17 protein-coding genes and 1 tRNA gene are annotated in these 13,066 nt (G+C 69.0%); 4 read left to right on the plus strand and 14 right to left on the minus strand.

The window, feature by feature from the left end; all coding sequences use genetic code 11:
- The first annotated feature begins 129 nt into the window (after window positions 1-129).
- Window positions 130-858, plus strand: coding sequence for a DedA family protein (locus C6Y14_RS21925; protein ID WP_199854803.1), 729 nt, complete (start codon window positions 130-132; stop codon window positions 856-858).
- On the opposite strand, the gene C6Y14_RS21930 is transcribed toward C6Y14_RS21925, so the two are convergent.
- Complete coding sequence (locus tag C6Y14_RS21930; RefSeq protein ID WP_107018467.1) at window positions 855-1,100, minus strand: DUF2277 domain-containing protein; 246 nt, start codon at window positions 1,098-1,100, stop codon at window positions 855-857. The genes C6Y14_RS21925 and C6Y14_RS21930 overlap by 4 nt on opposite strands.
- A gap of 110 nt (window positions 1,101-1,210) precedes the next feature.
- On the opposite strand from C6Y14_RS21930, the gene C6Y14_RS21935 reads away from it, so the two are divergent.
- Complete coding sequence (locus C6Y14_RS21935; protein ID WP_107018468.1) at window positions 1,211-1,555, plus strand: hypothetical protein; 345 nt, start codon at window positions 1,211-1,213, stop codon at window positions 1,553-1,555.
- Window positions 1,556-1,847: 292 nt separating this feature from the next.
- Here C6Y14_RS21935 and C6Y14_RS21940 read toward each other — a convergent pair whose 3' ends face one another.
- Entirely contained in the window at window positions 1,848-3,245 is a 1,398-nt protein-coding gene (locus C6Y14_RS21940) for a coiled-coil domain-containing protein (protein ID WP_107018469.1), read from the minus strand.
- 86 nt (window positions 3,246-3,331) lie between these two features.
- Window positions 3,332-3,958, minus strand: coding sequence for a DUF4097 family beta strand repeat-containing protein (locus tag C6Y14_RS21945; RefSeq protein ID WP_159074296.1), 627 nt, complete (start codon window positions 3,956-3,958; stop codon window positions 3,332-3,334).
- A 369-nt stretch (window positions 3,959-4,327) separates the two neighbouring features.
- On the opposite strand from C6Y14_RS21945, the gene C6Y14_RS21950 reads away from it, so the two are divergent.
- Window positions 4,328-4,402, plus strand: a tRNA-Val gene (locus C6Y14_RS21950).
- Between the two features lie 92 nt (window positions 4,403-4,494).
- On the opposite strand, the gene C6Y14_RS21955 is transcribed toward C6Y14_RS21950, so the two are convergent.
- From C6Y14_RS21955 to C6Y14_RS22000, 10 genes are all read right to left on the minus strand, one after another.
- Window positions 4,495-5,628, minus strand: a complete 1,134-nt coding sequence (locus C6Y14_RS21955) for a tyrosine-type recombinase/integrase (RefSeq protein ID WP_107018471.1) — start codon at window positions 5,626-5,628, stop codon at window positions 4,495-4,497.
- A complete protein-coding gene (locus C6Y14_RS21960; RefSeq protein WP_107018472.1) occupies window positions 5,628-5,840 on the minus strand; it encodes a helix-turn-helix domain-containing protein in 213 nt (70 codons plus the stop codon). Before C6Y14_RS21960 ends, C6Y14_RS21955 begins: the two co-directional genes overlap by 1 nt.
- On the minus strand, window positions 5,837-7,216 hold the full coding sequence (gene repSA / locus C6Y14_RS21965; RefSeq protein WP_107018473.1) for a replication initiator protein RepSA: 1,380 nt from the start codon (window positions 7,214-7,216) through the stop codon (window positions 5,837-5,839). The genes C6Y14_RS21960 and repSA overlap by 4 nt, the downstream gene beginning before the upstream one ends.
- Window positions 7,209-7,394: a hypothetical protein gene (locus tag C6Y14_RS21970; RefSeq protein ID WP_107018474.1), complete on the minus strand. Its 186-nt coding sequence runs from the start codon at window positions 7,392-7,394 to the stop codon at window positions 7,209-7,211. The genes repSA and C6Y14_RS21970 overlap by 8 nt, the downstream gene beginning before the upstream one ends.
- Window positions 7,395-7,482: 88 nt before the next feature.
- Window positions 7,483-7,791, minus strand: coding sequence for a SpdD-like protein (locus C6Y14_RS21975; protein WP_107018475.1), 309 nt, complete (start codon window positions 7,789-7,791; stop codon window positions 7,483-7,485).
- Between the two features lie 24 nt (window positions 7,792-7,815).
- On the minus strand, window positions 7,816-7,971 hold the full coding sequence (locus C6Y14_RS21980) for a hypothetical protein (RefSeq protein ID WP_107018476.1): 156 nt from the start codon (window positions 7,969-7,971) through the stop codon (window positions 7,816-7,818).
- Window positions 7,972-7,982: 11 nt separating this feature from the next.
- Window positions 7,983-8,174: a mobile element transfer protein gene (locus tag C6Y14_RS21985; RefSeq protein WP_107018477.1), complete on the minus strand. Its 192-nt coding sequence runs from the start codon at window positions 8,172-8,174 to the stop codon at window positions 7,983-7,985.
- A 21-nt stretch (window positions 8,175-8,195) separates the two neighbouring features.
- Window positions 8,196-8,900: a DUF2637 domain-containing protein gene (locus tag C6Y14_RS21990; protein WP_107018478.1), complete on the minus strand. Its 705-nt coding sequence runs from the start codon at window positions 8,898-8,900 to the stop codon at window positions 8,196-8,198.
- Window positions 8,901-8,984: 84 nt separating this feature from the next.
- On the minus strand, window positions 8,985-10,340 hold the full coding sequence (locus C6Y14_RS21995; RefSeq protein ID WP_107018479.1) for an FtsK/SpoIIIE domain-containing protein: 1,356 nt from the start codon (window positions 10,338-10,340) through the stop codon (window positions 8,985-8,987).
- Window positions 10,341-10,342: 2 nt separating this feature from the next.
- Entirely contained in the window at window positions 10,343-10,699 is a 357-nt protein-coding gene (locus tag C6Y14_RS22000; RefSeq protein WP_107018480.1) for an SCO3933 family regulatory protein, read from the minus strand.
- Window positions 10,700-11,125: 426 nt separating this feature from the next.
- Here C6Y14_RS22000 and C6Y14_RS22005 point away from each other — a divergent pair, with 426 nt between their 5' ends.
- Entirely contained in the window at window positions 11,126-12,169 is a 1,044-nt protein-coding gene (locus C6Y14_RS22005) for a tetratricopeptide repeat protein (RefSeq protein WP_199854816.1), read from the plus strand.
- On the opposite strand, the gene C6Y14_RS22010 is transcribed toward C6Y14_RS22005, so the two are convergent.
- Complete coding sequence (locus C6Y14_RS22010) at window positions 12,153-12,947, minus strand: NUDIX domain-containing protein (protein ID WP_107018481.1); 795 nt, start codon at window positions 12,945-12,947, stop codon at window positions 12,153-12,155. The genes C6Y14_RS22005 and C6Y14_RS22010 overlap by 17 nt on opposite strands.
- Window positions 12,948-13,066 lie beyond the last annotated feature (119 nt).

Below are 13,066 nucleotides of genomic sequence, written 5' to 3' on the forward strand. Positions count from 1 at the left end.
CTGTGGATCCGCTGTCGCACCCGAGGCGTACGCTGTATGGCTGTCACAGGCCGCTCCTGCCGCTCCCCCGCGACACCGCGGCACACCGGCACGGTTCGGGGCCTACGGGGGAGACACAGGGGAGTTTCGGTGCTTGAGAGTGTGGGGTCGCTGTCCGGCACCCCTTGGATCTACAGCCAATGGATCTATGCCGTAGTGGCGCTGTCGGTCCTGTTCGACGTCTTTCTGCCGGTGCTGCCGAGCGGCGTGCTGGTCATCACGGCGGCGACGGCTGCCGCGGCGGGCACCGGAGCGGCGGTCCAGCACGTGCCGGACATCCTCTCCCTGATCCTCTGCGCCGCGACCGCGTCGGTCCTCGGCGACCTGGTGGCGTACCGGCTGGCCTGGTGCGGCGGCGCACGGCTGGACCGCGCCATCGCCCGCTCCCGGCGGCTGAGGGGGGCGCAGGAACGTCTCGGCGCGGCCCTCGCCCGTGGCGGCGGCACGCTGGTCGTGCTCGCCCGTTTCGCCCCGGCGGGCCGCTCGCTGGTCTCCCTCGGCGCGGGGGCCGCACACCGGCGCGTACGCGAGTTCCTGCCCTGGTCGATCCTCGCGGGCCTCGCGTGGGCCGCGTACAGCGTGGCCCTCGGCTACTTCGGCGGCCAGTGGCTGGGCGCGACGTGGTTCGCCTCGGGCATCTCGCTGGTGGCGCTGTTCGGGGCGGGCGCGGGGGCGGCGTACTTGATGCGCAGCCCGACTCCGGCACGGACGCCGACGCCGACATCCACACTGGCACCCCTACCCCTACCCCTACCCGTATCCGCGCCCGTACCGGTGTCCGCGCCGGAGCGCCTGACAACGGGGCGGGACTGCCCCTAGGACGTGCGGGCGGTCTGACCCTGCTGCCCCCGCTGCCCCCTCACCTCCAGTCCGGCCAGCAGTTCGGCCGTGGCTTCGGCGACGGCGTCGACGGCGCGTTCGAAGACCTCGCGGTTGTGGGCGGCCGGGGCGCGGAAGCCCGAGATCTTGCGGACGTACTGAAGAGCGGCGGCGCGGATGTCCTCCTCCGTGGCCTCTTCGGGCAGGACGGGCGGTCGGAGAGTCTTGATGCTGCGGCACATACGTCCAGTCTCGCGCGCGGCACTGACAACGCGACCGTTCGCGTGAACTCCCCCTGCGAAGTCCCCCAAAGAACTCGCATCGCAAAATCGAACAGACGTACCATTGAGGGGTGGCTGAGACCTACGACTTCCCAAGCGACCTCCTGGCCGGTCAGGAGGAACTGCATCAGGTCCGGGCCGAACTTCTGGCCCTGCTGAAGCGGCTCCCCTGGTCGGTCGAGCCCCTGGACGGCTTCAGCGACGACCACGGCTGGCGCAAGGTGGAACGCCCCGCTTCCCCGGGCTGGACCCCCGACGAACAGGCCGAGGTGGAAAAACTCCGCCAACGCGAGCGAGAACTGGCGGTCTTCGTGACCTGCCACCGCTTCTGGTCGGAGATAACACCGACGGAGAAGGTGAACGCGAGGATGAGCGTCAAGCACGCGGGAGCCCCGGAAACCCGGCCCCCGTCATAGACCCGAGCCCCAGGACCCCCTGAAAGCCGGGCCACAACCGCTCTTCCAAACCCACAAGAACCAGCCCGCCCAACCCCCACCCACCCAGGCCCGCGAGGACCAGCGCGCTCACCCCCACCCACCTAGGGGCGCGGGGAACTGCGCGACCAGCCCCCACCGACCCGCAGCCGAAGTCCCCACCCGACCCGGCCCCTCAAAACCGGGGCACACCCCTACTCACCCAGGGGCGCGGGGAACTGCGCGCTCAACCTCCACCGACCCGCAGCCGAAGTCCCTACCCGACCCGGCCCAGCTACGCGCCAGCCCCCCGCTCCTCCCGAATCTGCGAAACAACTCCCGCAACAGCCCCCCGCACACCCTCAAGCTCAGTCAAGAAATGCCAGTAGTCCGGATGCCGCCCCTCCAACGACCCGATCGCCCGCTCCAACCGAGCCACCGACTCGTCGAGCGGCCGCGCCTGCCGAGGGTCGGGCGTGTTACGCCCAGCCATCGCAAGCCGCTGCGCATCCCGGATCGCGAACCGCGTCCGCTCGATCTCCCGCTGCGGATCCTTCGACACCTCGTTCAGCCGCCGCAACCGGTCCCCCGCCGCGGACACCGCCTCATCGGTCGTGTTCAGCAAGGCCCGCACCGTGGACAGCAGAGCGGTCGCATCGGCCCACCGCTGCTCCTCCCGAGCGCCCCGCGCCTCCGCCAGCTTCACCTCGGCCTGCCGAACGGCCTCCGCGGCCTGGTCGGGCACATGCTGAAGGTCCTGCCAGCATTCGGCCACGAACCTCCGCCGCAACTCGCTGAGCACCGGATTCACCTGCCCGGACCGAGTGGTGAGGGCCTGCGCGCGCGTACGCAGCGACACGAGGCGGCGGTCGATCTCGGTGGCCCGCTCAGGCAGCCGCTCGGCCTCCGCGCGCACGGCTCCGGCGTCCCGGGCGACCCGGTCGGCCCGTTCCAGCGTCTCCGGCACGCCGTGCTGCCCGGCCCCCTGGTTGAGCTTGGTCAGCTCGGGGGCGAGCGCGGCCAGACGGGCGGCAAGATCATCGGCCTTGAGGCCGCTCCCCCGCACCGCGTCGAGCGCGTTCGACGCGGCGAGCAGGGACTGCCGGGCACGCTCCACGGCCGGGGCGAGCCGGGCAAGCTGCGTCTCGGCCTTCCCGAGCAGCGGCCCGAGCCCCCGCTCGAACCGATCGAGCTCCTGCTTGACGCGAACCAACTCGTCCTTGGCCTTGCTCAGCTCCGTACGAGCGTGAGCGGCGACGGAGGCCTCCAGATCGTCCCGGTCGAGATCATGGGCGTCCACGGCGTCGATGTACGTATGACTGACCTCGTCGATACGCCGGCCGAGCGCCTCGAAGTCGGCGACCGCGCGCCGGGCGGGCGGGGTGTCGTCGACGGCGGTGATGGTCTCGATCGAGATCCGCAGATCACGCTGTGCCGTGTCGAGCTCGTAGAACGCGGCCGCCGCGGCATCCTTCGCGGCCTGTGCCTCGGCCCGCTGGCTCTCGGAACGCCCCCCGAACCACCGCCGCGTACCCCCGCCGGCGAAGGCGGCGGGAAGCACCAGCGCGACCAGCGGAAGCGGAAGCAGTACAAGCCCCAACAGGTCACGGCCCGCACGGAACCGAGGCACTTGCTGTGCGCACGGCACAAACGGCGAATACGGCTGTGAAGGTGTCGCCGGTGTCGCCGTCACTTCCCTCTCCCGTGCTGAGATCCGTCCTGCCCCGGTGGTGGCCCCGATTCATTCTCCCACCAGGTAAGGACGAACACACGGGCCGGTTAGTTCGCGGTACGCACCGTGACTTTCCCGTCCTGGGTGTGCGCGGACACCACATGGGAGCTGCTGTTGTCACGCGGCACCGACACGTCCACGGCCCCGTCCTGGGCACCGGTGGTGACCCGGTACTTGGCGTCCGGCAGCCCGATGGTGAGAGACCCGTCGTGCCCACGCGCCGAGACCTGGTCGGGAACGGAGGCGAATTCGAGGTGCGCGGACCCGTCCTGCGTGTTCACCTCAACCCGCCGGGAGTCGATACCACTGGCATGGACGGACCCGTCCGCGGTACGCAGCGTCAGACGCCCGGAAACATCCTGGACCCGCACGGACCCATCGCTCGCCCGGATATCGAGGGCTTCCTCGAACCCGGTGGCCCGCACACTCCCGTCCTGGTCCTTCACCGTCAGCGCGACCCCGCGCGGCACGACGATCCGGTGCTTGGCCGAGCAGTCGGCGACCACACCAGAACAGTGCACCCGCAGCTTGAGAGTGTCGCCTTTCTCCATGCTCCAGGTGATCTCGGGATCCTTGCCGATCGCGACACTGGCCTTGAACCACCGAGTGACCTGTACATCGTCCACGTCCCCCACGACCAGCTCCAGCGCCGAGTCGTCGGAGTCGACGGTCAAGGTCCGCCCGTCGAGCGCGAACGACCGCGTCTCAGGTTCCGTGTCCTCATCAGCACTGTTCCCACACCCGGAGGCAAGAAGCCCCACGGCGACCACCCCCACCCCGACAGCGGCCAGCCCCCCACGACGCCGCCACCCACCCCGACCCGAAAAACCCTGCCGCCCATTCATACCGAAACCCCCCAAATCCGAACACCCAAGTCCCAAGCCCCAAGCAGCACCGGGACACACCTCGACCGTACGGAGCCGGTCCCACCCGAGGCATCCGGACCACTCCCGGATCCAGGGTGGGGAAAACCCCCGCACGGCACCCCAGGGAACGGGTTTGCAGGGCACCACCCCGGGCAATGTAGGCTGTCGACTCGTCCCGGGCGCGTAGCTCAGCGGTAGAGCGCCGCCCTTACAAGGCGGATGTCGGCGGTTCGAAACCGTCCGCGCCCACCAGTCCCAGGACACAGCCAAGGCCCAGGTCAACCGGTGTGAGGCCGGATGCCTGGGCCTTGATCTTTGTCGGCGCGTTTCCGCCGCCGTGCCACTTACGTGCCAGAAGGATCCTGCGGAGGCCGCTTGACCTTCCGGATCTGCCCATCGACGTAATCGGCGATCTGATGGTCCCGCCCGTTGACGAGGTGCTGATAGATCAGCGCGGCCCGCACGGACGAGTGCCCCATGCGATGCATCAGCTCTCGCGTGGTCGCCCCACCGGTCGCGGCGAGGGTGTTTCCCGTATGCCGAAGATCGTGGAAGTGGACGTCACCAAGACCGGTCGCATCGAGGGCCCGAAGCCAGATCCGCCGGAAGTTGTTCCGGCGCAGGACACCGCCACGGGCCCCGACGAAGACGAGCCCGGTCCGGCCGGCACTCGCGTGCTCAGCGAGGTGATGAGCCAGCTCCTCGACCAGCGAGGCCGGGAACGCCACGGTGCGAACACCGGCCGCGCTCTTGGGAGCCTTGACCGTGAGACCGTCGGTACGCGTCTCGGCATACGCACGACGGACGGAGACGGTACGGGCCTCCAGGTCGATGTCACGACGCTGCAGAGCAGCCAGCTCGCCGAAGCGGAGCGCCGTGAACGCGGCCAGGAGGATCAGGACGCGGCAGTGCGGCGGAACAGCCTCGGCAAGCCGGTAGACCTCGGGCACGGACAGGAACGGCCGCTCGGTGTGAGTGACCGCCCCGGCGCCCTTGATCCGGCACGGATTGCGCTGGATCAACCCGTCATCCACCGCCGTATTCATGATGGCGCGGAGGACTTGGTACGACTTGGACACGGTGGCCACGCCGACCCCGGAACCAAGGAGATCCGTACGCCAGCGCCGTACCTGCGGCGTGGTGATCTCTCGCAACGGGACCGCGCGGAAGGTCGGAAGGATGTGCAGCTTGAGCACGCCAGCGTTGCGTTCCCGAGTGGTCGCGGCGTAGTCGCGATCCTTGAACCAGGACTCCGCGAAGTCCCCGAAGACCTCAGTGACGTCAGGGTTCTGCCAGTTGCCGTCAAGGATCTCGGCCTCTTGTTTGACGAGCCAGCGGTCCGCGTCGGTCTGCGTGGCAAACGTCTTGTCCGCCGTGCGCATCAGACCGTCCGGGCCCCGGTAGCGGGCCTGGAAGCGCCCCGAGGGCAGCTTGCGTACGGATCCGAAGCGGCGACGGCGCCCTTTGGCGTTGGGCATCAGGCCACCGCCCTGAGGCGCGAGGTACGACCGGTGATCGGCTCCACGGTGTGCGCCGCCACGAAGGCGTCCACAGCACTTTCGGGGATGCGGACGTGACGGCCGACCTTGACGAAGGTGATGCGCCGCTCGGCGATCAGGCGTCGAGGGAAGCGGGCCGTCGTACCGAGCAGCTCGGCGACCTGGTCAACGCTGAGGTAGCGGTCTCTCATACTGCGGCTCCTTCCGTGGCGCGTTGGTCGCGTAGGGCTTCGCGTGCGGTTTCACGGTTGAGTTGCAGGTCCCGGGCGATGGTGGCGGCGAGTGCGGATTCGCCAGGGGTGTGGCCGTGCCCGGCGTACTGCCAGTCGGCCAGGACAAGGACGGTGTCCGGCTCGACGTCGTCCAGGCCGAGTGCTCGGCGTTCCTGCTCGGCACGGAAGTCGGCACGGGCCCGCCGGAGCTCCCCGAGGGTGGTCGAGTAGCGCCGGGACTTGGAGGAGAAGTGGCCGCGGAAGCCGAGCATGTGAGCCCAGGCCCAGAGCCGCCGGTCCGGGTACAGCGGGTCGAGTCGCTTGCACGCTTCGATCAGGCTGCGGGTGTGGTCGGGAACGCCGTGGCGGTCGAGTTCGGAGAGTTCGCCAATACGGCGGTCGATGGAGCCGGTGTTCTCGGCGGCTTTGGTGGCGTACTTGGCAACGTACGAGGCCACCGCTTGTTCAGTGATGTCGGAGCCGTCGCCGAACGCTTTCACGGGCCGTACGTCGAGCTGAGTGCCCCAGCGGAAGGTGCGGGTGGGCTCGTCCTCGATGGCAGGCACGGAGACAGAGGTGTAGGAGTGCGCCGCGGCGGCCTCGATGGCATCCGAGAGCAGGCCCGCCGAGGCCCAGGACGGGGGCGGGGTGTCAGGTCCGTCCGGGCCGTCGATGCGGATGACGGCGTGGAAGTGCAGGGCGCCGCGCTTCTGGAACTCGGCGACCTTTCCGTACGAGAGCCGAGCGACCTCCTTGAGTTCGCGTTGGGTGAGGCCGGCACGGGCGGCAATCTCGCGGCGGAGTCGGTTGGTGAAGCGCTGCCACAGCTGTCCGGCGCAGTTGTTGAACAGGACGGCGCCCGCGTAGTCGTACGTCTTCGGATCGAGTGCCGTGCCGAGCGCGGGGGCATCGGACGCGTGGCGGGTGCCGCAGCGGCAGGAGCCCCGGTCGGGACGGTTGTGGACCGGTCCGAAGGACGGAGCGGTGAGGGTGGCGAAGACGCGGGGGTGATCGCGAACGGTGGCGGGGATGTCTCGGCGGTCGTCCCCAGCCAGGCCCGCGCGGATGAGGTGGTACGTGTCTCCGGCGTATGTCCAGGCGCAGGAGGGGCAGCGGGAGGCACGGCGGTTTCCGCAGGCGACGCGGAGCCGTCCGCCGGGCTCGGTCTCGGTCGAGTAGCGGTGCAGGGTCTCGCCGGTCGTCTTGTCCTTGGCGAGGGTCCAGCCGGTGAGGTGGATCGGGTCGGCGCAGCCGCCGGAACGGCGAATCTGGTCCTGCCAGCGGTCGAAGTCGTCGGCCGAAGCCACCCTCAGCAGGTCGCCGAGGGTGATCGGGTTGAGGAGGACGTCAGGCACGGGCGCCCTCCCCTGCGGTCGAGCGGCGGGAGGTACCGGTGCCGTGGCAGGACGGGCAGTTGGCGGTGATGATCCGCAGGTGGCCGTGCCGGTCACGTCCGCCGAGGGTGATGGCGACGGAGGCATGACCGTTGCAGTTCGAGCAGATGTGAGCCTGCGGGTGGCTGTGCGGGGGCATGCTGGGGGTTCCTTCCGGTTGCGAGATCGGAGAGGGGCACGGCTCCCGGGCGGCGGAGACTTGGCGGTTGAGGCCGCCCGGGAGTCGGTCAGCGGTGCTTCGCCTCGGTCGTGATGAGCGAGCGGATGACCAAGGCGCAGATAGCGACGGACGCACCAGTGATGGCGACCGCCAGGAGCATCGAGACGAGTACGGCGCCGACGACCAGGACGACGGCCGTGCCGCTACCGACGAGGGCGACGACGGCGCCAGGGGTGAGCTGAACAGTCGGCCGAGTTGGAGCAACGGGCGCGGGGGCAGTCGGAGTGTGCTGGATGACAGCCGTCGGCTCGATGACGGCGGGCGGGGTGATGAAGCCGGTGGGCTGCGGCATGGCCGGGATCTTCGGGCGGAACATCGGCGGATTTCCCTTCGGGACGGGTTACTTGACGGCGGTGTCTATGACCGGGGCGAGGAGGCTGTCCGCGATGAGGTAGCCGCCGAGGAGCAGCACCAGGACCAACCAGAGCGGCGGGCGGATGAGCTTGACGCCGAGGTAGCCGACGGCGGCAAGGGCGAGCCAGAGCGGGACGTCCACGGGGCGGGCTCCTATCGGACCGTGCAGCGGTGGGTACGGGCGGCGAGCTGGGCGGCGGTCGCGCTGCCGTGGTCGGCGGACCAGCCGCACCGGTCGTTCGTGCACACAGCGGCGTGCTTGGTCTGGCCGTTGCGGTCACGGTGGGTGCCGATCTGCACGGGCCCGATCCGCATCACGGAGTGGAAGTGGTCGCGAGCAGGCATGTCGGTGGCGCTCCCTTCTGATCAGGCGAGTTGGGCGGCGATGGCATGGGCGAGCTGGGGTGGAACGCCGAGGCGTGCGCGCAGGGTGTCGAGGTCAATCCGGGTGCCGGTGCGGGCGTGGTGGTCGGCGGCGACTTTCCGGGCGTGGTCGACCAACGCGGCCGGAACCGGCGGGGCCGCGGTGACGGGCAAAGCCGGGGCAGGTTCCGGAACTGGGACCGGACCAGCGGCAGAGAGCGCGGGAATTTCCTCGGACTCGGGCACCGCGGCTGGTACGGATCCCGACGCAGGCGAGGCGACTGGTTCGGGGCAGGTCTCGGACTCCGGTGCAGCGGCCGGCGCTTCGGGCGCCGCCGGGTGATCGGTGTTGGAGTGAGCCAGGAGCGTGCCGCCCATGAAAGCCAGGGCAGGCCAGGCGGCGACGAGGATGCTCAGCCAGGCCGGGACCCGGTCGAGGTCGAGGAGCCCGGCGGTGGCGATGTTGGCGCCGAGCGAGGCGACCAGTGCGATGACGAACCAGCACCAGGCCAGCCGGGACGGCCCGTCGGAGCGCAGTCGTCGCCAGGCGGCGACCAGGAGCAGGTCAACGCTGATCGGGTAGGCCCAGGCTTTCCAGCCGCTCTGTCCGGCAGCGGCGGCCAGGTCGTGCAGGTGGGCGAAGGAGAGCGCCCCGGCAATGACGGCTTGGACGAGTACGGCGTCGACTCGGAGGGCGGGGCGGGCCATCACGGCTCCTTCCGGCAATGAGGCATGGAGGGGGTAGGGACCTAGCGCGAGGGACGGTCGCGCCGACCGGGAGTGCAGAGAGGATCAAGCGGTGGCGGAGGCCGTCTTGGACAGCGGCACTCGGGCCGAGGGCAGCGGAGCGACCACGGGCCGGAAGGGCTCCAGGGCGGGCAGGTCAGGGGTCCGGTCGGCGTGCTTGTTGCAGATGTTCACGGCTTGGCGCAGCGAGGTGTGCGGGGCGCGGATGCGGGCCCAGCCGCCTGAGGAGTCGCCGGTGACGGCGATGCCGGGGGTGTCGGTGGGGATCTGGATGGCGGCGAGGACGGCGTCCGGGGCGATGTCGCCGAAGGCCATGTTTGCGGAGGCTTCGTCGTTGACGCGGTGCGCGGTGCGACCGGTGAGTTGAGCGCGGAGCATGGTGATGCCCTTGCCGAGTTCGGAGCCGAAGCGCTGCCCGCAGATCTCCAGGTAGATCCCGGAAGCACGGCCGAGCTGGGCGAGCCGGACCAGGGCGGTGACGATGCGATCCCGGCGCTTTTCCTCGTCCTTGGTGGCGAACAGGGCGAGTTCGGCGACCTCGTCGACCAGGACGACGACCGGGACCGGACGCATGTCGGCGGGCAGGTCCCAGATGTCGGCGGCGATCTGTGCGTCCGGGACGTTGACGCTGATGCGCTGCTGGGCGCGGATGAGTTGGTAGACGTCTTCCATGTGCGTCACGAGTGCTTCGAGGAGTTCGAGGGCGGTGTCCGGGTTGTCGGCGAGGGCGGAGAAACGCCGGGCGAGCGGGAAGAGCTCGACGCCCTGCTTGCAGTCGATGCCGACCAAGGCGACGTCCTGCGCGGCGAGTCCGGCAACGAGGTTGCGCTGATACACGGACTTCCCTGACTCGGTGGCGCCGAGCGTGAGCCCGTGCGGCACGGCCCGGTAGTCGCGGTAGTGGACCGAGCCGTCTTCACGTAACGCGACCGGTACCCGCATAGGCTTGGTGTCGGCGGTGGCCGGCATCTGTACTCGCTTGAGCACGTCGTAGCCGGTCATGCGTACCTCCACCACGCCGGAGCGCAGCTCACGAGAGGTCACGCCGTACATGCCGAACGAGTGGCGGAGCCGGTCCGACGCGGCCGAGACGTCGAAGGCGTCCTGACCCGGGCGGAGCTTGAGACGCAGTACCAGGCCCGTACGGGTGGGCCGGACCCGCAAGATGCGCGGAACCCGGGACTCCGGCACCGGTCGGTTGGCGATCCGGGCCAGGGCCAGGCGCCACCGGGAGGGTGGCACCGTCAGCCCGCAGGCGTCCATGACCGAGACGTAGCGGACCAGGACCCGCAGGACAGCGAAGGTGACGCCGAAGGCCAGCCAGTACCAGGCGGGGCGCCGCCACCGCAGAAGACCCGCAGCGGCGACGACCAGCACCAGGGCGATCAGGAAGGCAGTCATGATCAGGCCGCCTGCGAAGCCGAGCCCGCGACAGCCAGCGAGGTGACCGCGACCACGCGGAAGGCGATGCCGTGACGCTTCTGACCGTTGAACTCGTTCTCCCACGGCCGGGCGATCAGACCGGTCAGAGCGACCGGGGTGCCCATGACCAGTTCCTCGGAGACGCCCGACTCAGGAACGGTCAGAGAAAGGATCTCCACCTCGTTGTTGGCCGCGAACATCACGTCCACGGTCAGCAGCTTCGCGCCGGTCTCGGCGTCCATGGCGATCTCACCGGTCCGGCGGTCCTTCAGCTTCGTCTGCGGAGCCTTGGCGACCATCACGGTGGCGTTGGAAGTGTCGACGGGGATCTGACGCATTATGGAACTACCTCTCTGAGGGTGGGAGCGGCGTGCTTACTTGGCGGTGGGGACGCCGCTCCTGTGCGTTGACGGGTGGCCCGCAGCAAAGCCGTAGGCACTCACACCGTCCATCTGGTGCGCACCAGTAGATTGCAACTGGTGCGCACCAGAAGTCAAGTGCCGTAGCGACTCCGGTGGTGCAACTCGCTTTACTGCGACACTTCTAGAGAAGCGCTCACGCCAACGAATCGGTAGCCAACAGGGGTTAACACCCGTCTCGTTAACCCCTGCCGACCTGCACCGATGTGAGGCATGCTGCTGTTACGGCTCAACACCCCATGCGGAGCGGCACAGGTGATGAACGGACTCAAGACAGCAAGAAGCGCGCGCGAATGGTCGCAAGAGCGTCTGGTTCGCGAGATCGAACGTCATGCGCGTCAGCACATGCTCAGCGTCGCGTCGACAGCGAGCCTGCGCGTGTACGTCTCGGAGTGGGAGAACGGCCGGCGAGCCATCTCGACCCGGTACGCAAGCATCCTCCGCGTCCTCCTGGGCGTCACGGACGACGAGTTGACCGGCAAGCCGGAGGCACCACCCACCGGCTCCGCAGTCGACGGCTACGACGAACTCATGAGCCGTATCGACGCAGCCCGCAACGTCAGCCAGACCATGGTGAAGACGTTCATGGACCAGACCGAACTACTGCGGACCATCGACCGGCAGCTCGGTGCGGCAAGCCTTGTCGACCAGATGACCGCACACCTGTCGACGCTGGAAGACGCCCTCACGTTCGCCGTACTGCCCGAGACGCGACGCCCGGTAGCCGTGGCGTTAGCCGGAGCGGCGACGCTGGCGGCATGGCAGGCACTCGACGTCGGCGCAGTCGAACGAGCTTGGCGTCACTATGAGTTGGGCAAGCGGGCCGCCCAGGAGGCGGACGAGCCGATGTATCTGGCTCATGCCACCGCGGAGCAGGCGTACGTACTCTGCGATGCCGGCCGGGCCCCGATGGCTGTCGAGTTGGTGCGAGACGCGCAGCGACTCGGCGGCTCGGCGATGTCCCCGCGGCTCAGGGCATGGCTGTACGCGGCCGAAGCCGAGATTTGCGCAAGAGCAGGGCTCCAGAATGAGTGCCGTCGCGCACTCGACAACGCGATAAAATGCCTACCGTCGGGCGAGGAAGCCCGCGACCCCGACATGCTGAGCATCTTCCTCAACGGCGGTCACCTGGCCAGGTGGCGAGGCAACGCACTGGCCCTGATAGGCGACGAGGAAGCGGTAGGCAGCCTCTACACCGCCTTGGAAGCGACCGACCCGACGTTCATCCGGGCCTCAGCAGGACTGCGCTGTGATCTCGCGCAGGCGCACGTGGCCCGCGGCGAGTACGACCAGGCACACGAGCACCTGCGCCAAGCCCGCTTGGTGGCAAGCCGTACGGGGTCCGTGCGTCACCGCCGCCGCATCGAACAGCTCACCCAGCGGCTGTAGGCGAAGCGCCGGCACCCCGGGAAGCAAGCACGTGCAGCAGAGCAACGAGGGTCCCCGACCCCATGAGTTCACCGCGAGCCATCAGGCCAGGGATGTCGGCGAGGGGAACCCAGGCGATGTGCCCGGCTTCCTCCAGGTCGGTCGGCTCACCGACGAGCTTCGCGCCTTGGCCCACGAAGATCTCATGCGGCGAGTCGACCATGCCGACCATCGGCTGATAGGTGACCACGTGCTCAAGCCCGTCGGGCCGCCAGCCGGTCTCTTCCTCGACCTCACGCAGGGCCGCCTGCAAGGAGTTCTCCCCCTCGTCGACGATCCCACCAGGGAGCTCCCAGCCGAAGGACCGGGGGACGAAACGGTACCGCCACATCATCAGGACACGATCCTGATCGTCGAGGACGGCGGCGATGGCCACGTGATGCAGGCGTACAACGTGATGCTCGAAGCGCTCGACACCGGGCGGCTCGACATCGACAAGACCAAGCTTCACCCAGCGGTTGTCGTACAGAGTCCGCTCACCATGGATCTGCCAGGGCTCGACGTCCGTCGGGGTCTCCGTGGTGACGGAGCGGTCTGGTACGCGATACGAGCTACGACCGTGCACTTCGACGGCGCCCTCAGCCACCAGCTTCGCCAGCACTTGACGAAGGGCGGTGCGACCGATCTCAAGTTCCTCGGACAGGGTCCGCTCCGACGGGAGCTTGGCACCAGGGTGGTACTTGCCTGTCGTGATCCACTCGCGAATCGTGCGGTAGACCCGCTCAGACTTCGGTCCCATCCCGTGAGCACGCTCCTTGTCGTCGTGTTATGTCGGCACGCACAACAAGCGTAGCCCTGACCTGCTCACGTGAGTAGGTCGTCCGACGGCGATGATCAAAGGCGCTCAGAGTGCGCGGT

The organism is Streptomyces dioscori (assembly GCF_003024195.1).
In the GTDB taxonomy this organism is placed as follows: domain Bacteria; phylum Actinomycetota; class Actinomycetes; order Streptomycetales; family Streptomycetaceae; genus Streptomyces; species Streptomyces dioscori.

Bases quoted from the DNA above. Each gene is read 5' to 3' on its own strand.
- C6Y14_RS21930 (WP_107018467.1), bottom strand. From the start codon at position 1,100: ATGTGCCGCAGCATCAAGACTCTCCGACCGCCCGTCCTGCCCGAAGAG.
- C6Y14_RS21955 (WP_107018471.1), bottom strand. From the start codon at position 5,628: ATGCCCAACGCCAAAGGGCGCCGTCGCCGCTTCGGATCCGTACGCAAG.
- C6Y14_RS21960 (WP_107018472.1), bottom strand. From the start codon at position 5,840: ATGAGAGACCGCTACCTCAGCGTTGACCAGGTCGCCGAGCTGCTCGGT.
- C6Y14_RS21970 (WP_107018474.1), bottom strand. From the start codon at position 7,394: ATGCCCCCGCACAGCCACCCGCAGGCTCACATCTGCTCGAACTGCAAC.
- C6Y14_RS21975 (WP_107018475.1), bottom strand. From the start codon at position 7,791: ATGTTCCGCCCGAAGATCCCGGCCATGCCGCAGCCCACCGGCTTCATC.
- C6Y14_RS21985 (WP_107018477.1), bottom strand. From the start codon at position 8,174: ATGCCTGCTCGCGACCACTTCCACTCCGTGATGCGGATCGGGCCCGTG.
- C6Y14_RS21990 (WP_107018478.1), bottom strand. From the start codon at position 8,900: ATGGCCCGCCCCGCCCTCCGAGTCGACGCCGTACTCGTCCAAGCCGTC.
- C6Y14_RS21995 (WP_107018479.1), bottom strand. From the start codon at position 10,340: ATGACTGCCTTCCTGATCGCCCTGGTGCTGGTCGTCGCCGCTGCGGGT.
- C6Y14_RS22000 (WP_107018480.1), bottom strand. From the start codon at position 10,699: ATGCGTCAGATCCCCGTCGACACTTCCAACGCCACCGTGATGGTCGCC.
- C6Y14_RS22005 (WP_199854816.1), top strand. From the start codon at position 11,126: ATGCTCAGCGTCGCGTCGACAGCGAGCCTGCGCGTGTACGTCTCGGAG.
- C6Y14_RS22010 (WP_107018481.1), bottom strand. From the start codon at position 12,947: ATGGGACCGAAGTCTGAGCGGGTCTACCGCACGATTCGCGAGTGGATC.